Raw genomic sequence first — 22,848 nt, forward strand, 5'->3', positions numbered from 1 at the left:
GCCCCCTGCCATCAGACAACTCAGGCGGCGTCGAAACCGGCGGCCAGCGCTGCCACGATGGCATCGCACTCGGCCTGACCGATCACCAGCGGCGGCGACAGGATGATCTTGGTGCCCACCGGGCGCACCAGCACGCCGTTTTCACGCGCGATCTCCGCCACCTTGTTGGCATAACCGCCCATCGGGTCGATCGGCTCGCGGGTGTGTTTGTCCTGCACCAGGTCCAGCGCAATCATCAGGCCCTTGCCACGCACCTCGCCCACCGCCGCGTATTTGTCGGCAAACGGCTTGAGCTGGCCCAGCAGGTATTCACCCTGGGCGGCCGCCTGGGCCGGCAGGTTTTCCTCGCGCACGATCTTGAGGTTGGCAATGGCGGCGGCGCAGGCCACCGGGTGGCCGGCATAGGTGTAGCCATGCATCACCACCCCACCGAAGTCCTGGTTTTGGGCAAAGGCATCGGCAATACGCTGATTGACCACGGTGGCACCCAAAGGCACATAGCCGGAGGAAATGCCCTTGGCCAGACACATGATGTCCGGCTTCACCCCCCACAGCCGGCTGCCGAACATGGAGCCGGAGCGGCCAAAGCCGGTGACGATTTCATCGGCAATCAGCAGCACACCGTACTTGTCACACACGGCGCGGATCAGCGGCCAGTAGCTGGCCGGCGGCACGATCACGCCACCGGCACCCTGGATGGGCTCGGCAATGAAGGCGGCCACGGTGTCCGGGCTCTGGAACTGGATTTCCCGCTCCAGCATCTGCGCGCACATCTGCGCCAGTTCTTCCGGATCATCGGTAAACGGGTTGCGGTACAGCCACGGCGTTTCCACATGGAAGCAACCCGGCAGCAAGGGTTCGTAATTGCGGCGGAACACGGTATTGCCGTTAACCGAGGCACCACCAAAATGCACGCCGTGATAGCCCTGCTTGAGCGAGATGAACTTGGTGCGGTCCGGCTGGCCACAGACCCGCCAATACTGGCGGGCCAGCTTGAGCGCGGTTTCCACCGCATCCGAACCACCGGAACTGAAGCTGACGCGCGCCATGTCCTCTTGCTTCAGCATGTCGATGATGGTGGCGGACAGCTCTTCGGCGCGCGGGTGGGAGATGCCGTCAAACAGCTGGAAATATTCCAGCTCATCCAGCTGGGACACGATGGCCTGCTTGATTTCCGGGCGGTTGTGGCCGACGTTGACATTCCACAGCCCGGCCACGCCATCCACCAGCTTGCGGCCCTGGTCATCAAATACATGGCAGCCTTCGCCACGCACGATACGGATGGGCTCGCGCCGCTGCATTTCATTGGGGTGCAGCATGGGGTGCCAGAAACGGGACTTGTCGTAAGACATGGGTTACTCCTTTGCAGACAAATATGCGACCGGTGACGGCCAACAAAACCTCGCAAAACCCCGGGTCATCAGGGGGCTTGTCAGTGACTCAGTAGGCGATGCACACCGACTTGGTCTCGGTAAAATTCTCCACCGCGCCGCGGCCAAACTCGCGGCCGATGCCGGATTGCTTGAAGCCGCCAAACGGCAGGCTGGGGTCGAGCGGAATATGGCTGTTGACCCACACCGTGCCTGCCTGGATTTGCGGCACGATGTGCATGGCGGCCGACAGATCGTTGGTCCACAGGCTGGCAGCCAGGCCATAGCGCGAGTCATTGGCCATGGCGATGGCTTCGTCGATGCTGTCGAAAGGCAGCGCCACCAGCACCGGGCCGAATACCTCTTCCTGCACGATGGTGCTGTGCTGCGCCGCATTGATCATGATGGTGGGCTTGACAAAGTAACCGGGCAGATCGGCCGCGCCGCCACCGGCCAGAATGCTGGCGCCTTCGCTACGGCCCGCCTCTATCAGCCGGCATACCGACTGCTGCTGCCGTGCCGACACCAGCGGGTTGACCTGGGCGTTCAGGTCCAGCCCGCTGCCCAGCGTCATGCTGTTGGCGGCGGCAGCCAGCCCTTCGACCACCTGGTGGAATTTGCTGCGATGGATGTACAGGCGCGAAGCCGCGGCACACACCTGGCCCTGATTGAGAAAGCCGCCCATCAAGGCCCCCTGGATGGCTTTGTCGACATCGATGTCGCCCAGCATGATCATCGGATTCTTGCCGCCCAGTTCCAGCGAGAAACGGGTCATGTTGTCGATGGCGGCATGGCCGACGGTCTTGCCGATTTCGGTAGAGCCGGTAAAGGAAATCTTGCTGATCAGCGGGTGCGCCGCCAGCGCCTGGCCGGCGCGGGAGCCACGGCCGGTCAGCACATTCACCACGCCGGGCGGGATGCCGGCTTCCAGCGCCAGTTCGCCCAGGCGCAGGGCGGTGAGCGGGGTTTCGGTGGAAGGCTTCAGCACCACGGTACAACCGGCGGCCAGCGCCGGCACCATCTTCCAGATGGCAATCATCAGCGGGAAATTCCACGGCACGATGCCGGCCACCACGCCGATGGGCTCGCGGCGGGTGTAGGCGGTATAGCGGCTGCCCGGCGGTACCGGAATCGACACATCCATGGTTTCGCCGCCCAGCTTGGTGGCCCAGCCGGCCATATAGCGGACAAACTCGATGGCCGCGCCCACTTCGATGGCACGCGAAATATGGATGGACTTGCCCTGGTTCAGCGTTTCCAGCTGGGCCAGTTCCTCGGCATGCGCCTCCAGCACATCGGCCAGCTTGAGCAAAATGCGCTCGCGGTCGGCCGGCCGCAGACCGGACCATACCCCGGAGCGAAAGGCACGATGGGCACTTTGCACCAGGGCATCAACGTCTTGCTCGTTGCCATCGGCCACGCTGGCAATCACCTGGCCGGTGGCCGGATTGCGCACCTCGCTGCGCTGGCCGGACAAGGCGGCCACTGCACGACCGTCGATCAACAGGCCATGTTCCTTCTGCACGAATGCCGTGACTTGCGGCAGCACGGCCACCAGGTTTTGATCCATCACGCTTAACTCCTCAGTAGATGTGCCAGTCGCAGCGGCCAGACCCGCGCTTGCGGCAATATGTTCTGATCCCCCTGGCGCTGCCCTAGCAGGCGGCCGGTACGGGGGCCTTGTTGCAGGTCAATATACGCGGCACTTTTTCGCCGGCTTATCCCAAATCGGCAAAGCCTGCAGCTGCGTCGGCCAAAAGACAGGCCGGGTGGACGAGCCGGAAAAACCACGGCCATGTTGCAAGGATGAAACAGCCAGCAGCGCGCCACAGCCCTTGCCAGGCAAGGCTTGCGCCCAGCGTCTGCCAATGGCTGCCCGGCCCAATTAGATAACATGTTAAGTATTTTTTGCAGCCAGAAGACAAATCGCTGAAGATACGAAGGCAGGCCGGATATGCTTTAAGCTGTCCGGCATGCCACACCGGCAGGAGCGACACCCAGATGCCGCCCGCCATGTCCGCCCAACGGTCAGCCATCACCCAAAACGCCAAAAGAGAAATAAAGTGGCCGGGCCTGCCCTGCCGCCAGAGAGACAACGCATCAGGAGGTCCACCATGCTGGCCGAAATCCGTCATTTCAACGACGCGCAGCACCATGCCGCCCATCTGCGCAGCTGGCAACAGGTTTACGACCAGATCAGCAGCGGCCGCTTTTGCAGCTCGCTATCACGGCTGAACACCGGCCAGCTGGAAGTGTTTCGCGAAGTGCTCAACCAGCGCGTGGTGCAATATGGCCGCGCACCGGCCGACATGGTGCACTTTGCCATTCCCATCCACGCCCCGCTGCCGCTCACCCTGCAAGGCCGCTCGGTAGGCAGCCATGCCATCACCGCCTTGCGCAGCAATGAAGAATTCATCATGCATGTGCCACCGGAGGTGGACTCCATCCAGTTGTCGGTGCGCAATGAAGACCTGGCCGCGCTGGCGCCGGAGTTCTACCAGCAGCTATCCGGCCAACGCCATTGGCAGCCGGTGATACAAGTGCGGCCGGAGCAGCTGGCCAGCACCCGCAGCACCTTGCTGGGCGTGTTCGAACAGGCGCTGGAAAACCCCGACCTGCTGGAATTTGCCGGCAGCCAGAAACTGGTGCAGCACCAGTTGATCAGCCTGCTGCTGGACATGCTGCATGACAGTGTGCCGGAGCAGCGGCTGAACCTGACCTATGCCACCCACAGCGATATTGTCCGGCGCAGCCAGGCCATCGTGATGGATAGCAGCGACGAACCGGTCACCGTGCTCGACCTGTGCCAGCAATTGCGCGTGAGCCGGCGTACCCTGCAAAACAGTTTCCAGCTGATTGCCAACACCACGCCGGTGGACTACCTGCGTTCGATCCGGCTCAATGCGGTACGGCGCATGCTGCTGTCGCCCGCACACGCCGCCCGCGGCATACGTGAAGCGGCAGCCTACTGGGGCTTTTACCATCTGGGGCATTTCGCCCGCGATTACCGCAAGCTGTTTTGCGAGCTGCCGTCGGACACCCGCAGCCGCGGCTTGTTGCAATAGCCGGGCATCAGCTGTTGCGGCGGCGGTAGTCACTGGGCTTGAGCCCGGTTTCACGCAGGAAGAAACGCGAGAAATAAGCCGGGTCCTTGAAGCCGAGGTGATAGGCAATCTCATTGACCGAGCTGGCGGAAAAAATCAGCAGCCGCCGGGCCTCCTGCAGCAGGCGGTCGTGAATCAGCCGCTTGGACGGCAGGTCGGCCATGCGCCGGCAAATATCGTTCAGCCGCGACTCGGTCACCCCCATGGCCTCGCCATAGCGCCATAGCGACCAGTGCTCGCGGTAATGTGCCTCGATCAGCGCATTGAAGCGATGGAAGATCTGCAGGTCTTCGCGGCGAAAATGCGCGGTAGGCCCGGCATGCTGCGACAGTCGCAAGGCAGCGACCAGAATCAGCTGGGTCAGACCCTGCATGGCCGCCTCCCTTCCCCGCCCCTCCCCCATGAACTCCTCGCTTAACAGCCCCAGCAGCAAGGGCAGGCGCCGGGCTGCCGGATCATCCTGCAGCTCGACACAGGCCGGCTGCATCAGCCACGGCTCCAGCTGCGGCGCCGGCAGGGTGTGCAAAAGCTGGCGCACCAGTTCCTGCCTGACCGTCAGCACAAAACCTTCGGCATCCGCCTCGGTAATGAAGGCATGCGGCACGGTGGGCGGGGTAAAAAAGAACAGCGGTGCCTGTGCCAGGTATTGCTGCTCCTCCAGATACAGGCGGATCTGCCCGCTGGCCAGATAGTGCAGCTGAAAGAAACGGTCATGCCGATGCACCGGCATATTGCGGCCAAAGAATTCCGCCAGTTTGCCAAAGGCTTCGATATTGATGTCCGACTCGCCATAGCGGCTGTCATACACCTTGCCGATGTTGATATTGGGTATTGGTGTAGGTCTGTTCTGCGCCATGGCCGCTCCTGTGCATCGCTGTGCTGAAAATACTACAGCCCGCCGACAATGTCAGCTTTTGTACAGCCACCTTTTTCCGCCGGCAAAGCCATCATTTTCAAATCCATTATTTTCATAGACTTAGCATGATTTTTCTCCATCAGCCTGCACAAAACCGGCAGCCACCAGCAGCTGCAACCCCATGAAAAGTACAGTTAATCGTACAGAAAGTACTGCCACACTGCCGGCATAGTGGCAGTCGGCCCGCTGGCTGGCCGGATGGCTGCGTTGACAAATCCTTTGCCCCAACCGTATAAAGTTAACATATTAAATAAATGGTCAGCCCCGCTGTCCACCACCACAACAAGGAAGAGACCGATGAAGCAAGGCCGCATCGTGCTGAACCAGCAAGCCCGCCAGGTAACACCACTGGCCGATGGCAAGCTGCTGCTGGACAACGGCAATCCACTGGCGGACCAGCCGCAATGGCTGGCCCCCGTCACCGGCACCGTCTATGGCGTGGCGCTGAACCACCGCAGCCTGCTGGAGCAGCTGGAAGCCGAATTCCAGCAGCCTCCCTACCAGAAAGCCCCGGCCACGCCGGTGCTGTTCATCAAGCCGCGCAATACCCACGCTGGCCACGGCAGCACCATTGCCCTGCCGACACAAGCTGGCAAGGTGTTTGCCGGTGGTGCGCTGGGCGTGGTGATTGGCAAGACGGCTAGCAAGCTGACTGAACAACAGGCGCTGGCTGTGGTTGCAGGCTACACCGTGGTGAATGAAATCAGCCTGGAAGAAAGCAGCTTCTACCGCCCGGCCGTCAAGGCCAAATGTCGTGACGGTTTCTGCCCGATGGGCCCGTGGCTGGTGGATGCTGCCGCCCTCGACCCGCTGAACGTGGAAATCCGCAGCTACCTGAACGGTGAGCTGGCCGAAACCAACCACAGCCGCGACTGGCTGCGCAGTGTGCCGCAGCTGATTGCCGCCCTCAGCCAGTTCATGACCTTGCAGCCGGGCGACCTGATCATCCCCGCCACCCCGCTGCGCCAGCTGGAAATCCGCCCCGGCGACACCGTAGCCGTGGAGATAGCCGGCATTGGCCGCCTGGAAAACCGTTTGATCGCCGAGGAGAGCGCCCAATGAAACACGCCCGCATCCGCCTGCCCGGTGAGGCAGACATCCACGCCGTGCTGGTAAATGACGACCATTCGGTACAGCTGGCCGATGGCCGCCGCCTGGCGGAAGACGCCGTCGAATGGCTGCCACCAGCCGAAGGCACGGTATTCGCGCTGGGGCTGAACTATGCCGACCACGCCGCCGAACTGGCCTTCAAGGCTCCCACCGAGCCCTTGGTATTTCTGAAATCGCCCGCCACCCTCTCCGGCCATCGTCAGGTATCGGTACGGCCCGACAATCTGCTGTACATGCACTACGAGTGCGAGCTGGTGGTGATCATCGGCAAGACCGCCAAAAACGTGAAACGCGAACAGGCGATGGACTACGTGGCCGGCTACAGCGTGTGCAATGACTACGCGGTGCGCGACTACCTGGAAAACTACTACCGGCCGAATCTGCGGGTGAAAAACCGCGACACCCTCACCCCGATCGGTCCGTGGTGGGTAGACCGTGACGACGTGGCCAACCCGGCTGCGCTCACCTTGCGTACCTGGGTGAATGGCGAGCTGCGCCAACAGGGCAACACCAGCGACATGGTGTTCGACATTCCCTTCCTTATCGAATACCTCAGCAGCTTCATGACCCTGTCCCCCGGCGACATGATCGCCACCGGCACGCCGGAAGGGCTGGCCGATGTGGTGCCGGGCGATGAGGTGATTGTCGAGGTGGAAGGGGTGGGCCGTCTGGTGAACCACATTGTCAGCGAGGCGCAATACGCAGCCCGCCAGGCACAAACCGTGTGAAACATTATCCGGCGCGGCCCGGTAGACGGCGCGCCTGCACAGGAGAACACAAGATGATCAAGCACTGGATCAATGGCCGCGAGGTCGAGAGCAAGCAAGTCTTTGAAACCGTCAATCCGGCGACTGGCGAGGTGATTACCGAAGTCGCCTCCGGCGGTGCCGACGAAATCAACGCCGCCGTGGCCGCCGCCAAGGAAGCCTTCCCCAAGTGGGCGGGCACCCCGGCCAAAGAGCGCGCCAAAATCATGCGTCGTCTGGGCGAGCTGATCGACCAGAACGTGCCGATGCTGGCCGAACTGGAAACACTGGACACCGGCCTGCCCATCCACCAGACCAAAAACGTGCTGATTCCGCGCGCCTCGCACAACTTCGACTTCTTCGCCGAAGTGTGCACCCGCATGAACGGCCACAGCTACCCGGTGGACGACAGCATGCTCAACTACACGCTGTATCAGCCGGTAGGTGTGTGTGGCCTGGTGTCGCCGTGGAATGTCCCGTTCATGACCGCCACCTGGAAAACCGCGCCTTGCCTGGCGCTGGGCAACACCGCAGTGCTGAAGATGTCCGAGCTGTCGCCGCTCACGGCAAACGAGCTGGGCCGTCTGGCGCTGGAAGCCGGCGTGCCGCCAGGCGTGTTTAACGTGGTGCAGGGCTATGGCGCCACCGCAGGGGATGCGCTGGTGCGCCACCCGGATGTGCGCGCGGTGTCGTTTACCGGCGGTACCGCCACCGGCCAGCGCATCATGCAGAATGCCGGGCTGAAGAAGTTTTCCATGGAGCTGGGCGGCAAGTCGCCGGTGCTGATTTTTGCCGATGCCGATCTGGATCGCGCGCTGGATGCCGCGCTGTTCACCATCTTCTCGCTCAATGGCGAACGCTGCACCGCTGGCAGCCGCATCTTCATCCAGCGCCCGGTGTACGACAAGTTTGTCGAGGAATTCGCCGCCCGCGCCAAGCGCCTGCGGGTTGGTGATCCGCAAGACCCGACCACCCAGGTCGGCTCCATGATCACCCCGCAGCACTACGACAAGGTCACCGGTTACATCCGCATCGGCATGGAAGAAGGTGCCCGGCTGGTGGCTGGCGGTCTGGAACGCCCGGCTGGCCTGCCCGCCCATCTGGCGCGTGGCAACTTCATCCAGCCCACGGTGTTTGCCGATGTGGACAACCGCATGCGCATTGCCCAGGAAGAAATCTTCGGCCCGGTCGTCTGCCTGATGCCGTTTGACGACGAAGCAGACGCGCTGCGCCTGGCTAACGATGTGGAATACGGCCTGGCGTCCTATATCTGGACCCAGGACATCGGCAAGGCCCACCGTCTGGCACGTGGCATCGAGGCCGGCATGGTGTTCATCAACAGCCAGAACGTGCGCGACCTGCGCCAACCGTTTGGTGGCGTGAAAGCCTCCGGCACCGGGCGCGAAGGTGGCGAGTACAGCTTCGAGGTGTTTGCCGAAATCAAGAACGTCTGCATCTCGATGGGCAGTCACCATATTCCGCGCTGGGGCGTGTAAACAGCAGCACAACAGCGCTGGAGGCAGGACAGGCTGACGCAGAGCAGCCGTCCTGCAGGCACAACACACATCCGCCCCACCGCCCTCACGACTACACAGGAGACACACCATGGGACAACTCGCCCTGGCGGCCAAGATCACGCACGTGCCGTCGATGTATTTATCCGAATTGCCCGGCCAGCATCAGGGCTGCCGTCAGGCCGCCATCGATGGCCACAAGGAAATCGGCCGCCGCTGCCGTGAACTGGGCGTGGACACCATTGTGGTGTTCGACACCCACTGGCTGGTGAATTCCGGCTACCACGTCAATTGCGCCCCGGCATTTGAAGGGGTCTACACCTCCAACGAACTGCCGCACTTCATCAAGAACCTGCCCTATGCCTACCCCGGTAATCCGGCGCTGGGTCAGTTGCTGGCCGATGCCGCCACCAAGGCCGGCGTGCATACCCGCGCCCATGACGCCACCACGCTGGCACTGGAATACGGCACGCTGGTGCCGATGCGCTATATGAATCCCGACCAGCATTTCAAGGTGGTGTCGGTGTCCGCCATGTGCACGGTACACAGTCTGGCCGACAGCGCCCGCCTGGGCATGGCCATGCGTCAGGCGGTGGAAGAACAGTACGAGGGCAAGGTGGCGTTTCTGGCCAGCGGTTCGCTATCGCACCGCTTTGCCCAGAACGGCGTGGCCGAGCAATACCTGCACAAGGTATGGAGCCCCTTCCTGGAAAGCTTCGACCACGATGTGGTGGCCATGTGGCAGCGCGGCGACTGGAAAACCTTCTGCGCCATGCTGCCGGAGTATGCGGAAAAGTGCCATGGCGAAGGCTTCATGCACGACACCGCCATGCTGCTGGGCGCACTGGGCTGGGACGAATACCAGGGCAAGGCCGAGGTGATCACGCCTTACTTTGGCAGCTCCGGCACCGGCCAGATCAACGTGGTACTGCCGGTCTGATCCAGCCATCCCGCACGGCCAGCCCTGCCCCGGCAGGCTGGCTGTTTTTCCCCGGAGGATTCCATGCCGCACTTTATCGTCGAATGTACCGACAACATCCGCGAGCAGGCCGACCTGCCCGGTCTGTTCGAAAAAGCCCATGCCTACCTGATTGGCACCGGTCTGTATCCGGTGGCCGGCATCCGCAGCCGCGCCATCTGGCTGGACACCTGGCGCATGGCCGATGGCGAAGCCGACTACGCCTTTGTCCACATGAGCCTGAAAATCGGCCATGGCCGCACTTTTGAAGAACGGGAGCGCACCGCCCAGGGCCTGTTTGCACTGATCAAGGAACACTTCGCCCCCTTGTTTGATGCGCGCTATCTGGCACTGACCTTCGAGCTGAGCGAACTGGACGCCAAGCTCAGCTACAAGCACAACAATGTGCATCAGCGCTTCAGATAGGCCGCCTGTTTCATGCAAGCAGTACGCAATCCACAGCAACAGGCCCGGCTGATCGTGCTACTCGGTGTGCTGGTGGCCTTTGGTCCGCTGTCCATCGACATGTATCTGCCTGCCCTGCCCAGCATCGCGACAGACCTGGCCGCGCCGGTGGCCCGCATCCAGCTGACCATCGGCGGTTTTCTGACCGGTTTCTGTGGCGGCATGCTGCTGTACGGCCCGCTGTCCGACCGCTATGGCCGCCGCCCGGTATTGCTGACCGGCCTCAGCCTGTATCTGGCCGCCAGCCTGGCTTGCGCTGCGGCGCAAACGGCAGAACAGCTGATCGCCCTGCGCGTGCTGCAGGCCATGGGCGGTGGCGCCGCTACGGTGATGGCACGCGCCATCGTGCGCGATGCCTTTCCGCTGAGCGAGGCCAGCCATGTGCTGACGCTGATGCAGCAGATCACCATGATCGCGCCCTTGCTGGCCCCGCTGCTGGGTGGCTGGCTGTTGCTGCTGGCCGGCTGGCGCAGCCTGTTTTTGCTGCTGGCGCTGATTGGCGCCATCTGCCTTGGCGTGGTGGCGCTGCGCCTGCCGGAAAGCCATCCGCCCAGTGGCCGCAACGACATCACGCTGGGCAAAGCCTTCCGCGCTTATGGCCACCTGCTGCTGGACCTGCCCACCATGGGCTACAGCCTGGCGCTGGGCCTGAGTTTTGGCGCGATGTTCGCCTACATCACCGGCTCGCCCTTTGTTTACATCCAGCACTTTGGCGTGGCACCCCAGCATTACGGCTATCTGTTCGGGTTGAATATCGTCGCCATCGTGCTGTTCAGCCTGCTCAACCGCCGCCTGCTGCCCAGCTTTGGCATCGACACCCTGTTGCAATGGCAATGCGGCGTGGTAGCGGTGGCCGGGCTGGCACTGTGGCTGCTGGGCGGGCACAGCCTGTGGCTGACTGTGCTGCCCTTGCTGTTCAGCGTGGGCATGACCGGCAGCATCGGCCCCAATGCCATGGCGCGGCTGCTGCAACTGCACGCCGACCGTGCCGGTGCGGTGATGGCGCTGGCGGTATCCGGCCAGTTTGGCTGCGGCATGCTGGCCAGTGCGCTGGTGGCCAGCCTGTTTGACGGCAGCCCGCGTGCCATGTGTCTGCTGGTGATGGCCTGCGGCGTGTCCGCCTGGCTGAGTCTGCAATTGATCCGTTTTTCCCGGAAAGCCTCATGAACACTCTTTCTCACTCCTCCCTGCTGCGCGAACAGGCTTATATCAATGGCCAGTGGCTATCCGGCGCACAACAGTTTGCCGTGCATAACCCGGCCAGCGGCGCACTGCTGGCCCAGGTGGCCGATCTGGGCGCAGCAGAAACCCGTGCCGCCATTGCCGCCGCCCATGCCGCCCTGCCGGCCTGGCAAAAGCTGACGGCCAAACAGCGTGCCGCCATGCTGCAGCGCTGGCATGCGCTGATCCTGCAACACCAGCAGGAACTGGCCGACCTGATCAGCCAGGAACAAGGCAAGCCACCCGCCGAGAGCCTGGGTGAAATCGCCTACGGTGCCAGTTATATCGAGTGGTTTGCCGAGGAAGGCAAACGGGTGTATGGCGAGGTGATTCCAAGCCCCTTTGCCGACAAGCGCCTGGTCACCCTCCGTCAGGGTGTGGGTGTGGTGGCCGCCATCACACCGTGGAATTTCCCGCACGCCATGATTACCCGCAAGGTAGCCCCGGCGCTGGCGGCAGGCTGCACGGTGGTGCTGAAACCGGCCGCAGAAACGCCCTTGTCCGCACTGGCACTGGCGGCGCTGGCCGAGCAGGCTGGCCTGCCACCCGGTGTATTCAATGTGGTGACCGGCAGCGACGCCGTGACTATCGGCGCTGAACTGACCAGCAGCCCGCTGGTGCGCGCGCTCAGCTTCACCGGCTCCACTGCCGTGGGCAAATTGCTGATGCGCCAATGCGCCGACACGGTAAAAAAACTGGGGCTGGAGCTGGGCGGCAACGCCCCCTTCATCGTGTTTGACGATGCCGATCTGGATGCCGCCGTGCAGGGCGCGCTGTTTGCCAAATTCCGCAACAGCGGCCAGACCTGCGTCTGTGCCAACCGCTTGCTGGTGCAGGACGGCATCTACCACGCCTTTGCCGCCAAACTCGCCGCTGCCGTGGCCGCGCTGCAGGTTGGCCCGGCCAGCGAAGCCGGCATGCAGCAAGGCCCGCTGATCAGCCCCGCGGCCGTGGCCAAGGTGCAGCGCCACATCGCCAATGCGGTCAGCCTGGGGGCGACGGTACTCACCGGCGGCGCAGCGCATGCACGCGGCGGCAACTTCTTCCAGCCCACCGTACTGGCCGGTGTCACCGAACAGATGCTGGTGGCGCAGGAAGAAACCTTTGGCCCGCTGGCTCCGCTGATCCGCTTTCACGACGAGGCCGACGCCATCCGTCTGGCCAATAACGGCGAATCCGGCCTGGCCGCCTACTTCTACAGCCGCGATATCGGCCGCTGCTGGCGCGTGGCAGAAGCCATCGAGGCGGGCATGGTCGGCATCAACGAAGGCGCCATTTCCACCGAAGTGGCCCCGTTTGGTGGCATCAAGCAATCCGGGCTGGGCCGCGAAGGCGGACGTGCCGGGCTGGAAGAATTCATCGAAACCAAATACCTGTGCTTTGGCGGCATCGCCAACTGAGGAGACCACATGCTGACGCAAGACATCATCCAGGACACCGCCCGCCGCCTGCATCAGGCCGAGCAGCAACGCGAGCAGATCCGCCAGATTTCACTGGACTACCCGGACATCACCATCGAGGACGCCTATGCCATCCAGCGCTGCTGGGTGGAGATGAAGCTGGCCGAAGGCCGGACGATCAAGGGCCACAAGATCGGCCTGACCTCGCGCGCCATGCAGATGTCCTCGCAAATCAACGAGCCGGACTACGGCACGCTGCTGGACGACATGTTCTTCCAGGATGGCAGTGACATCCCCACCAGCCGCTTCATCGTGCCGCGGGTGGAAGTGGAGCTGGCCTTCATTCTGGGCAAGGAGCTGAAAGGCCCGGACATCACCCTGTTTGATGTCTATCAGGCCACCGATTTTGTCATTCCGGCACTGGAAATCATCGATGCGCGCAGCCAGTCCATCGACCCCGCTTCCGGCCGCCCGCGCAAGGTGTTCGACACCATTTCCGACAATGCCGCCAATGCCGGGGTGGTGATGGGCGGCCGCCCGGTCAAGCCTTCCGAACTGGACCTGCGCTGGGTCTCCGCGCTGATGTACCGCAACGGGGTGATCGAGGAATCCGGCGTGGCCGCAGCAGTGCTGAACCATCCGGCCAATGGCGTGGCCTGGCTGGCCAACAAGCTGGCACCGTTTGATGTCAGCCTCCAGCCCGGTCAGGTGATTCTGGGCGGCTCCTTCACCCGCCCGGTGCCGGCGCGTGCTGGCGATACCTTCCATGTGGACTATGGCCCGCTGGGTGCCATCAGCTGCCGCTTTGTTTAGGCCCGCTAACAAAACCCCCGCTCCAGCGTTGCGCCGCCTTGCCGTACGCCAGGTACTGTCTGCGGCGGCGCGCCTTGGCCCGGGTTCGCTACGCGGTTTTGTTAGCGGTTACTGGACAGATTGCATAACTAGCCCAGCGGCGCTGCGCCGTTGTTAGCCGCTATCAAGGAGAATCTCATGCAAAACCCACCCAACCGCTTCAAGGCGGCGCTGAAAAACGGCGAAGTACAAATCGGCCTGTGGCTGAGCTTGGCCAGCCCCTATAGCGCCGAGCTGCTGGCCGGTGCCGGTTTCGACTGGCTGTTGATCGACGGCGAACACGCGCCCAATGAATTGAATGACATGCTGGGCCAGCTGCAGGCCATCGCCCCCTATCCCAGCCAGCCGGTGGTACGGCCGGTATGGAACGACCCGGTACGCATCAAGCAGATTCTGGACATCGGCGCGCAAACCCTGCTGCTGCCCATGGTGCAGAGCGCCGAGGAAGCCGCACTGGCGGTGGCCGCCACCCGTTACCCGCCGCATGGCATTCGCGGTGTGGGCAGCGCCATTGCCCGCGCCTCGCGCTGGAACCGCATCGAGGGCTACCTCAAACAGGCTGAACAAGAGCTGTGCGTGCTGGTGCAGATCGAAACCCGCCAGGGCCTGGCCAATCTGGATGCCATTGCCGCCACCCCCGGCGTGGATGGTGTGTTTATCGGCCCGGCGGATTTGTCTGCCGACATGGGCTATCTCGGCCAGCCTGCCCACCCGGAGGTGCAGGCTGCCATCGAACAGGCCATTGCCCGCATCCGCACCCAGGGCAAGGCGGCTGGCATCCTGATGGCCGACGAAAAACTGGCCCGCCACTACATTGAACTGGGCGCGCAGTTTGTCGCCGTGGGCGTGGACAGCACGGTGCTGGCACGCAGTGCCGAAGCATTGGCCGGTCGCTTCAAGAGCGGCGGCCAGCAGGCCGGCGCAAGTGGGGTGTACTGACCCCACACCGGACGGCCCAGCAGGTCGTCCGCTGACGCTGCCTGCAGCGACCCAATAATTAACATATTCAATTAACCACTACCAAAAGGACCACACCGCCACATAACACAACGCAGCAAGGCAACAAGGTGATCTGCCAGCAAGAGCAGGCACCACGACAAAGGACAACACGCCGGAACGCTCCCGGCACGATAAAGAGGAGATGTGCATGAGTCTGGACAAAACCACGACCTGCCAAACCGCGCCCGCCATTGCAGAGCAGGCGCTTGATCATGATACGCAACAAGAACAGCGGGTGATCCGCAAAGTCTCCGGACGCCTGATCTGGTTTCTGTTCATCCTGTTTGTATTTTCCTTTCTGGACCGCATCAATATCGGCTTTGCCGGCCTCACCATGGCCAAAAGCCTGAACCTGACGGCCACCATGTTCGGCTTTGCCGCCACCGTTTTCTACATCACCTATGTGCTGTGCGGCATTCCCAGCAATATCATGCTCAGCCGCATTGGCGCGCGGCGCTGGATGGCCGGCATCATGGTGGCCTGGGGCTTTGCCTCCACCGCCACCATGTTTGCCCATGACGCCACCAGCCTGTACATCCTGCGCGCGCTGGTGGGGATTACCGAGGCGGGCTTTCTGCCCGGCATGCTGGTCTACCTCACGCTGTGGTTTCCGCGTGTTTATCGCGCCCGTGCCAATGCGCTGTTCATGATTGCCATGCCGGTCACGGCCGCGCTGGGTTCGGTGGTATCCGGCTATCTGCTGGAAATGGACGGCATCTGGCAACTGGCTGGCTGGCAATGGCTGTTTCTGGTGGAGGGCCTGCCTTCAGCCGTGCTGGGCGTGGTGGTGTGGTTTTATCTGGACGACTCCCCCGCCAAGGCAAAATGGCTCAGCCCGGAAGAAAAGCGCTGCCTGCAAAACATGCTGGACGCCGAGGCACACCAGCCGGCCCAGCAACATTCCGGCGTAATGCACGAGCTGCTGCAACCGACGGTGCTGAAATTCGCCTTTGCCTATTTCTGCCTGGTCAACACCCTGAGCATGGTGAATATCTGGGTGCCGCAAATCGTCAAAAGCTTCAATGCAGGCAGCAGCAATGTCACCATCGGCATCCTGGCCGCCATTCCGCAACTGGGCACCATTTTGCTGATGCTGTGGTGGGGTGCGCGTTCCGACCGCACCCAGGAGCGCAGATGGCATACCGTGCTGCCCATGCTGTTTGCCGCCGCCGGCTGGCTGCTCACCGCCTATGCCGGTGACCCGGTAGTACGGCTGGCTGGCATCGTGATGGCCTCGGCCGGTTCCTTTACCGCCATGACCATATTCTGGACCACCCCCGACACCACCCTGTCCAACAAGGCCAAGGCGGTGGGCATTGCCCTGATCAACGCCACCGGCAATATCGGCTCGGCCCTCAGCTCCTTTGTGGTGGGCTGGCTGAAAGACATGTCGCACAGCTTCACCAGCGGCTTGTTGTATGCGGTAGCCGCCTTGCTGATCGGTGCCCTGGTGTTTCTGCTGATTCCGCTGCAAAAGCCGGCACGCAACTAAAACATTAACCCTTCCCTACCTGCACGGTGTCCGGCCTGATGGCCGCACACCGCGACGGCCTGCGCCTGACAATTGGCAACGCAGGCCCAAACCGGAGCCATATCATGCAATTCAAATATATTTGGGCAGCCCTGTTCCTGCTGCCGCTGCTGGCCCACGCCGACGTCACCCTGTACGGCACGCTGGACGAAACCATCGAATCCGTAGGCACCCGTGGTGCTGCCAACGGACAGCCCGGCAGCAGCGTGCGCCGTATCAGTTCGGACAGTTCGCTGCTCGGCTTCAAAGGCCGGGAAGAGCTGGGCAACGGCCTCAGCGCCTATTGGCAAGTGGAAAGCAATCTGTGGCTGGACAGCGCGCCGTCCTATGCCACCTTCGGCACCCGCGACAGCTTTGTCGGCCTGGCCACGCCCGCCGGCAGCGTACAGGCCGGCCTGATCAGCCCGCCCACCCGCGTGGTGGCCGGCATGCTGGATGTCAATCAGGGCAATACCGGCATTGGCATGTCCGGCGCGCTGCTGGGCAAGCTGGGCAATGTCCTGTCCGCTGACGGCCTGCTGAAGAGCTATGGCAGCGCCACCCCGGCCGACGGCAATGGCAACACCCTGGTACGCACCAGCCCTTTCGACACCCGCCGCAAGAATGCCGTGCAGTACACCAGCCCCAGCTGGCAGGGACTGACGGCAACCGTGGGCTATGACGCGGTGGAAACGCGCGCCACAGGTGCCAGTCATACCGCCAGCGTGTTTGACCTGGGCCTGACTTATCGTGGCGGGCCGTGGCTCTTGACCTCGGCTTACGAACGCATCGACACCGGTGTGGATGATGCTGCCAGCAGCACAACCCAGTTCCGCCAGGTATGGAACCTGCGCGCGGGCGGCTATTACCGTTTTGGTGAGGTCAGCCGTATCGGCCTGCTGCTTGACCACACCGATGGCCAGCTCACCCCTACTGCCGCAGCCAGTTATCAGGGCAGCAGCCTCAGCCAGAATGTGTGGTATGCCCAGATGGTGATCGGTACTGGCGACCATGGACGGCTGATCAGCCAGTATGGCGAGTCCGGCAAGCTGCAAGGCAGCACGGCCAGCGATAGCGGGCGCGCACGCCATGCCGAACTGGGCTACGAATACGACCTGTCGCGTCACACCACGCTGAAAGCCATTTACTCGCAAATCTGGAACCATGGCAGTGCCGCCTATGATTTCGGCTTCAGCAGTATTGGCACAGTGCCCGCAGGCAGTACGGTACACGGCCTGGCCATGGGGCTGCGCCACAGCTTCTGAATCCAAACCGCTCCCGATGGGCAGATTCTCCTTTCAGCTGCACCATCCTTGTCAGCCGCTCCTTGTCGAGCGGCTGTTTTTTTGCCGCCATCTGCCTTTTGGTGCGGGGCTGAACAAACCCATGAAAAGTACAGTAATCAACCTGAAACTTGTATTTCATGACTGTTGGATGGGCTACATAATGCAGTCAGCACGTCGCGCTTTTACGCTCGTCAGACGATAACAACAGCAAGTGCCAGCTGGCTGCCGTATTTCATTGCTCACGGCACAAATACTTAACTTGTTAATTAAATACATGCAACAGGAGACATTCATGAGTGAGAACACACTGCTGACCCGGCTGCAGCACATCCTGCCGGAAATCGCCGCCAACGCCAATCAGGCCGAAACCATGCGCCAGGTGCCGGAACAAAACATCCGCCTGCTGAAAAGCATTGGCATGCACCGCGCCTTCCAGCCGAAAAAATACGGCGGTCTGGAAATCTCCCTGCCAGAATTTGCCGACTGCGTGGCCGCGCTGGCCGGGGCCTGTGGCGGCACCGCCTGGGCCTTCAGTCTGCTGTGTACCCACAGCCATCAGCTGGCCATGTTCTCGCAGCAGCTGCAAGACGAGGTATGGGGCAGCAATCCGGATGCCACCGCCAGCAGCAGCATTGCCCCCTTCAGCCAGATCGAGGAAGCAGAAGGCGGGGTGTACCTGAGCGGCGAAATGGGCTGGAGCAGCGGTTGTGATCACGCCGAATGGGCCATTGTCGGCATGCGCCGCAAGAATGCCGCAGGCGAACTGGTCTACAGCTTTGGCGTGCTGCCGCGCAGTGACTATGAAATCCGCGACAACTGGTTTGCCATGGGCATGAAGGGCAGCGGCTCCAAGACCCTGGTAATCCGCAATGCCTTCATCCCCAACCACCGTATCGAAGCCGCCAAGGACATGATGGAAGGCCGCTCCAGCGGCTTTGGCCTCTATCCGGACAGCGACATCTTTTACACCCCGTATCGCCCCTATTTTGCCAGCGGCTTTGCCGCCATCAGCCTGGGCATTGCCGAACGCATGCTGCAGGCTTTCAAGGAAAAAACCGCCAACCGCGTACGCGCCTACACCGGCGTCAATGTCGGCACCGCCACCCCGGCGCTGATGCGCCTGGCCGAATCCACCCATCAGGTGGCCGCTGCCCGTGCCTTTCTGGAAAAAACCTGGCAGGACCACGCCGAACACGGCCGCCGTCATGCCTACCCCAGCCGGGAAACACTGGCCTTCTGGCGCACCAATCAGGCCTACGCGGTCAAGATGTGCATCGAGGCAGTGGACCGCCTGTTCAGCGCCGCCGGTGCCACCAGCTGGATGGAAGGCAACGAGCTGCAACGGCTGTTCCGTGACTCCCACATGACCGGCGCCCACGCTTATACCGATTACGATGTCTGCGCCCAGATCCTTGGCCGCGAACTGATGGGGCTGGAACCCGACCCGAGCATGGTCTGACGCCACCCCACAACCAGCCAAAACAAGGAGACAAGGATGACAGACCAAGCATCAGGCGGAGTGGGAGACCCACGCCTGTTCCGCCGTGCGCTGGGCAATTTTGCCACCGGCGTCACCGTGATGACCGCCTGCGGCCCGGACGGGCAGCAGGTTGGCGTCACCGCCAACAGCTTCAATTCGGTTTCGCTCGACCCGCCGCTCATTCTGTGGAGCATAGACAAGCGCTCCGGCAGCTACCCGGTGTTTCGCGACGCCAGTCATTTTGCCGTGAATATCCTGGCAGCCGACCAGATCGAACTGTCCAACCGCTTTGCCCGGCCGGCCGAGGACAAATTTGCCGGCCTGACCTTGCAGAGCGGGGCCGGCGCGGCGCCGCTGCTGGAAGGCTGTGCCGCACGCTTTGTCTGCGAGCGCCATGCCCTGCATGAGGGAGGCGACCACTGGATCGTGATCGGCAAGGTGGTGGCACTGGATGATTTTGGCCGCGCCCCGCTGCTGTATCACCAAGGCAGCTATGCCATGGCCTTTCCCCACAGCCTGCAGCAGAAAAAGGATGCACCGCCACCGGCCAGCGATTCGCTGCAGCGGCGGCTGAACGACAATATCTATTACCTGCTGACCCAGGCGGTACGGGCCTACCAGCACCACTATCAGCCACGCCAGATGGCAACCGGCCTGCGCATCAGCGAGGCGCGCATGCTGCTGGTGCTGGAACACGGGCTGGAGGCAGCGGCCTTGCATGGCGAGGTCAACATGCCGGAGCGCGAAGTGGAACAGGCCATGGAAATGCTGCAACGCAAGGGGCTGATCTGCCGGCAACAGCAGCAGTACCAGCTGACCGCGCAAGGCATGCACCAGGCCGAGGCGCTGCACGATCTGGCCGAACAACAGCAAAGGGAAATGCTGGCAGGTTTCAGCGAACAGGAAGTGGCGGCACTCAAGAATATCCTGCGCGCCATCATCCGCCAGCGCTAAGCCCGCCGCGGCAAACCACGACAAGGGCAGGACGCCAGGCGCCCTGCCCTTGTTGCATTGCCTGCCTACACCATGCGCTGCAAACGCTGGGCCAGTTCCTGCAGGCGGCCGGCCAGGTCCTGCAGCAGGATGTCGATCTGCTCCAGATTACCCGCCTTGCAGGCTTTCTCCAGCTGCTCGCAGTTCCGCCCCACTTGCTGGGCATCGATCAGCCTGGCCGCACCCTTGATCTTGTGCAGCACATGCGCCAGCTCGGCCAGTTGCCGCTCGTGGAACAAGGACTGCGCCTCGGCCAGATCCTGCTCATTGCTGGCCAGCAGCTTGGTGACAAACTTGCGCATCAGCAGCGCATCGCCATCAAACAAGGCGGACAGGCTGCTACCGGCATACACCGGCAGCCGCTGCATGCTGCTGCCCAGGCTGAAACGCAGCAAGGTGGTGTGCAAGGTAGGCAGCGCCACCGGCTTGGTCAGCAGTATGTTGAAGCCGACCGCCATCGCCCGCTGCTGGTCCTGTTCGCTGGGATCGGCAGAAATGCCGATTACCGGCCGCTGATCACCGGCGCTGCGCAGTTGCTGCACCAGGCAGAAGCCATCCAGCTGGGGCATGCCCAGATCGGTCAGCAGACAGTCGAACTGCCCCTGCCGCCATTGTTCCAGCGCATCCTGCCCGTTACTCACGGCCACCACCTTGCAGCCCAGCCGCTGCAACTGGCTGTTGAGCAGGAAAAGATTGGCCAGATTATCCTCGGCCACCAGGACATGCGGCTGCAAACCCTCGGCCCACAGCGCGCCTTCTGGCACATTTTGCGACTCGGCCTGATGACCGTAGCCAGCAGGTCCGGATTCCGACACCCCGGCCAGCGGTTTGCTGGCGAGGACCTGTCTCATCGAAAGCATTTGATTGTTTGACATGACACTGACACCTGTTTTCTGATTATCCAGACACTCCCGCCTCCGGCAAGCTTCAGATCATGTAACGGCCTGCCCGCTTGTACTACACGGCCACACAGCAGCCTGTTTAAGCTTAGAAAGGGGAACGGCATCACTATCCGGGTTATTTCTTAACAAACAATAGGAAGTTTCTGATCATTACGCCGCGCCAGCCGGTGGCGGCAAAATAGTGCCGGCACCGGTCAGTACTGTGGCAAACCTGCCTCAGCCCAAGGCCACGGCCCACGGTCGCTGCGCACGTTCAGCGTGCCGACAAGCACCGATGCAGACAGCTGCGAGACAAAGCGCTACATTGCTGACTGATGGCCACCAGGCCAGCACATTATTGCGGCAAACACGGAGCAAGCATGATTCACCACCAGCATCCCCTGACATCCAGCTGCCTGGGCACGCAGCGTCAGCTATCCAGCTTCCACTTTGGCCAGCCAGGCAGCAGCGCCGGCAAAGCCTATATCCAGGCCTCGCTGCATGCCGACGAACTACCCGGCATGCTGACTGCCTGGGAACTGAAACAGGCACTGCGCGCACTGGAGGAACAGGGGAAAATTGTCGGGGAAATCATCCTGGTGCCGCAGGCCAATCCGATTGGTCATGCGCAGTCGATTCAGGGCTACCAGATGGGTCGTTTCGACCTGGCCAGCGGACAAAATTTCAACCGCCACTATCCGCAATTGACCACGGCAGTCTATGCCGCCGTGAAAGAACAACTGGGCGCGGATGCCAAGGCCAATACCCGCCTGATCCGCGCCGCCATCCGCCAGCATCTGCAACAACTGGCGGAGCCGACCGAGCTGGTCAGCCTGCGCAAAAACCTGATGCTGCTGGCTGCCGACGCCGACATCGTGCTCGACCTGCATTGCGACTGCAACGCCGCCCTGCACGTATACACCGGCACCCCGCTATGGGAACAATGCGAACCGCTGGCGCGCTATCTGCAGTCGCATGCGCAACTGCTGGCCACCGAATCCGGCGATTATCCTTTCGATGAAGCCTGCAGCCAGACCTGGTGGGAACTGCAAGCGCTGTGCCGTCAGGATGGGCTGGAGCTGCCCATCGAAATGGCCTGTCTGTCGGTCACGGTGGAGCTGCGCGGTCAGCATCAGGTCAGCCAGCAGCTGGCACGGCAGGATGCCGCGGCCATTCTGGACTTCCTGCGTTTTCGCGGCCTGATCGCCGCCGACAGCCTGCCAGCACAGCCGGCATTGCCTTATCCGGCCACGCCACTGGCGGGCTCGGAAAACCTGGTGGCGCCCCACCCGGGGGTGGTGAGTTTTCTGGTGGCGCCTGGCCATGTGGTGGCCGCCGGACAGCCGGTGGCGGAAATCATCGACCCCTTGCAGGACAAGGTCAGCATACTCAGCTCGGCGCATGGCGGCATGCTGTACGCCCATGAGCTGCATCCCTATGCCACGGCCGGCATGACGGTGGCCAAGGTGGCCACGGCACAAGCCTTCAAGTCGGGCAAGCTGCTGTCCGCCTGAAAACGCGGCTAGCCTTGCCCGTCGGCGGCGGGCGGCTGGCTGGCGATCGCCTGCAGCAGACAGGCCGGACACAGGCAGTCGCTGCCCTCGGGCAGCAGCGGCATGATGTGCGGCAGCCGGGCACACCAGCACTCCTCTGCCGCAGCGCCGGCACGACAGCTAAAACTGTCGCCACAGGCCGGGCACTGCTTGCACTGCCCCTGGGGCGGCAAGGCCAGCAGGCGCTTCCACACGGCTTTTTTCTCGAAATCGCTGAAGCCGGGCCAGCCGGCAATTTCCTTGAGGGTACGGCGGCAGCTCAGGCAGCTCTCGCCAGCATCATCCAGCTGGCAGCGCTGCTGGCAGGGAGAAGGAATGGTGTCGCTCATGCCATCACCCCGCTGTCGTGCGGTGGCAGCATGCCAGCCGGCCAGTGCAGGCAGGATGAGGGGAAGGCGGCCTGACTACAGGCGGGGACCGGCATGGCAAGGCCGGAAACACGGGAAGAGAAACGCATGGAGACACAATCTGTAACAAGGGGAACAGCACT

21 protein-coding genes are annotated in these 22,848 nt (G+C 62.5%); 15 read left to right on the forward strand and 6 right to left on the reverse strand.

All coding sequences use genetic code 11. The annotated features are described in order from the left end of the window. Positions 1–20: 20 nt before the first annotated feature. The 3 genes from JHD64_RS12815 to JHD64_RS12825 all read right to left on the reverse strand — a co-directional run bounded on the left by JHD64_RS12815 (position 21) and on the right by JHD64_RS12825 (position 3,526). On the reverse strand, positions 21–1,352 hold the full coding sequence (locus tag JHD64_RS12815; RefSeq protein ID WP_059285035.1) for an aspartate aminotransferase family protein: 1,332 nt from the start codon (positions 1,350–1,352) through the stop codon (positions 21–23). Between the two features lie 88 nt (positions 1,353–1,440). Next, complete coding sequence (locus tag JHD64_RS12820; protein ID WP_199053490.1) at positions 1,441–2,940, reverse strand: aldehyde dehydrogenase family protein; 1,500 nt, start codon at positions 2,938–2,940, stop codon at positions 1,441–1,443. Between the two features lie 148 nt (positions 2,941–3,088). Further along, complete coding sequence (locus JHD64_RS12825; RefSeq protein ID WP_199053469.1) at positions 3,089–3,526, reverse strand: hypothetical protein; 438 nt, start codon at positions 3,524–3,526, stop codon at positions 3,089–3,091. On the opposite strand from JHD64_RS12825, the gene JHD64_RS12830 reads away from it, so the two are divergent. After that, positions 3,485–4,435: a helix-turn-helix domain-containing protein gene (locus tag JHD64_RS12830; RefSeq protein WP_199053470.1), complete on the forward strand. Its 951-nt coding sequence runs from the start codon at positions 3,485–3,487 to the stop codon at positions 4,433–4,435. The two genes, JHD64_RS12825 and JHD64_RS12830, sit on opposite strands and share 42 nt — an antisense overlap. Before the next feature lie 7 nt (positions 4,436–4,442). Here JHD64_RS12830 and hpaA read toward each other — a convergent pair whose 3' ends face one another. Beyond that, the gene (gene hpaA, locus JHD64_RS12835; RefSeq protein ID WP_199053471.1) at positions 4,443–5,330 is read right to left on the reverse strand and encodes a 4-hydroxyphenylacetate catabolism regulatory protein HpaA; all 888 of its coding nucleotides are present in this window, start codon (positions 5,328–5,330) and stop codon (positions 4,443–4,445) included. 357 nt (positions 5,331–5,687) lie between these two features. Here hpaA and JHD64_RS12840 point away from each other — a divergent pair, with 357 nt between their 5' ends. From JHD64_RS12840 to JHD64_RS12900, 13 genes are all read left to right on the forward strand, one after another. Then, complete coding sequence (locus JHD64_RS12840; RefSeq protein WP_199053472.1) at positions 5,688–6,452, forward strand: fumarylacetoacetate hydrolase family protein; 765 nt, start codon at positions 5,688–5,690, stop codon at positions 6,450–6,452. Then, complete coding sequence (locus JHD64_RS12845; RefSeq protein ID WP_199053473.1) at positions 6,449–7,228, forward strand: fumarylacetoacetate hydrolase family protein; 780 nt, start codon at positions 6,449–6,451, stop codon at positions 7,226–7,228. The genes JHD64_RS12840 and JHD64_RS12845 overlap by 4 nt, the downstream gene beginning before the upstream one ends. 53 nt (positions 7,229–7,281) lie before the next feature. Further along, on the forward strand, positions 7,282–8,742 hold the full coding sequence (gene hpaE / locus JHD64_RS12850; RefSeq protein WP_199053474.1) for a 5-carboxymethyl-2-hydroxymuconate semialdehyde dehydrogenase: 1,461 nt from the start codon (positions 7,282–7,284) through the stop codon (positions 8,740–8,742). A gap of 109 nt (positions 8,743–8,851) precedes the next feature. Then, complete coding sequence (gene hpaD / locus JHD64_RS12855) at positions 8,852–9,700, forward strand: 3,4-dihydroxyphenylacetate 2,3-dioxygenase (RefSeq protein ID WP_103522833.1); 849 nt, start codon at positions 8,852–8,854, stop codon at positions 9,698–9,700. A gap of 63 nt (positions 9,701–9,763) precedes the next feature. After that, entirely contained in the window at positions 9,764–10,144 is a 381-nt protein-coding gene (locus tag JHD64_RS12860; RefSeq protein ID WP_059285042.1) for a 5-carboxymethyl-2-hydroxymuconate Delta-isomerase, read from the forward strand. A 12-nt stretch (positions 10,145–10,156) separates the two neighbouring features. Then, on the forward strand, positions 10,157–11,350 hold the full coding sequence (locus tag JHD64_RS12865) for a Bcr/CflA family multidrug efflux MFS transporter (protein ID WP_199053475.1): 1,194 nt from the start codon (positions 10,157–10,159) through the stop codon (positions 11,348–11,350). Beyond that, a complete protein-coding gene (locus JHD64_RS12870) occupies positions 11,347–12,804 on the forward strand; it encodes an NAD-dependent succinate-semialdehyde dehydrogenase (RefSeq protein WP_199053476.1) in 1,458 nt (485 codons plus the stop codon). Before JHD64_RS12865 ends, JHD64_RS12870 begins: the two co-directional genes overlap by 4 nt. A 9-nt stretch (positions 12,805–12,813) precedes the next feature. Then, positions 12,814–13,617 (forward strand): 2-oxo-hept-4-ene-1,7-dioate hydratase, encoded by an 804-nt coding sequence (gene hpaH, locus JHD64_RS12875; RefSeq protein WP_199053477.1) that lies wholly within the window; start codon positions 12,814–12,816, stop codon positions 13,615–13,617. A 177-nt stretch (positions 13,618–13,794) separates the two neighbouring features. Beyond that, positions 13,795–14,595, forward strand: a complete 801-nt coding sequence (gene hpaI / locus JHD64_RS12880; protein ID WP_199053478.1) for a 4-hydroxy-2-oxoheptanedioate aldolase — start codon at positions 13,795–13,797, stop codon at positions 14,593–14,595. Between the two features lie 208 nt (positions 14,596–14,803). Continuing rightward, on the forward strand, positions 14,804–16,147 hold the full coding sequence (gene hpaX / locus JHD64_RS12885) for a 4-hydroxyphenylacetate permease (protein ID WP_199053479.1): 1,344 nt from the start codon (positions 14,804–14,806) through the stop codon (positions 16,145–16,147). A 104-nt stretch (positions 16,148–16,251) separates the two neighbouring features. Next, positions 16,252–17,430 (forward strand): porin, encoded by a 1,179-nt coding sequence (locus JHD64_RS12890; protein ID WP_199053480.1) that lies wholly within the window; start codon positions 16,252–16,254, stop codon positions 17,428–17,430. A 313-nt stretch (positions 17,431–17,743) separates the two neighbouring features. After that, positions 17,744–18,910, forward strand: coding sequence for a p-hydroxyphenylacetate 3-hydroxylase oxygenase component (locus tag JHD64_RS12895; RefSeq protein WP_199053481.1), 1,167 nt, complete (start codon positions 17,744–17,746; stop codon positions 18,908–18,910). Between the two features lie 36 nt (positions 18,911–18,946). After that, positions 18,947–19,885: a p-hydroxyphenylacetate 3-hydroxylase reductase component gene (locus JHD64_RS12900; RefSeq protein ID WP_110313230.1), complete on the forward strand. Its 939-nt coding sequence runs from the start codon at positions 18,947–18,949 to the stop codon at positions 19,883–19,885. Positions 19,886–19,950: 65 nt separating this feature from the next. Here the strand turns inward: JHD64_RS12900 and JHD64_RS12905 are convergent, their stop codons facing one another. Then, a complete protein-coding gene (locus JHD64_RS12905) occupies positions 19,951–20,775 on the reverse strand; it encodes a response regulator (protein ID WP_059285050.1) in 825 nt (274 codons plus the stop codon). A 410-nt stretch (positions 20,776–21,185) separates the two neighbouring features. Here JHD64_RS12905 and JHD64_RS12910 point away from each other — a divergent pair, with 410 nt between their 5' ends. Continuing rightward, the gene (locus tag JHD64_RS12910; protein WP_059285051.1) at positions 21,186–22,319 is read left to right on the forward strand and encodes a M14 family metallopeptidase; all 1,134 of its coding nucleotides are present in this window, start codon (positions 21,186–21,188) and stop codon (positions 22,317–22,319) included. Between the two features lie 8 nt (positions 22,320–22,327). On the opposite strand, the gene JHD64_RS12915 is transcribed toward JHD64_RS12910, so the two are convergent. Continuing rightward, complete coding sequence (locus tag JHD64_RS12915; protein WP_199053482.1) at positions 22,328–22,687, reverse strand: cysteine-rich CWC family protein; 360 nt, start codon at positions 22,685–22,687, stop codon at positions 22,328–22,330. Positions 22,688–22,848 lie beyond the last annotated feature (161 nt).

This window comes from Aquitalea sp. ASV15 (genome assembly GCF_016429115.1).
Taxonomy (GTDB): domain Bacteria; phylum Pseudomonadota; class Gammaproteobacteria; order Burkholderiales; family Chromobacteriaceae; genus Aquitalea; species Aquitalea magnusonii.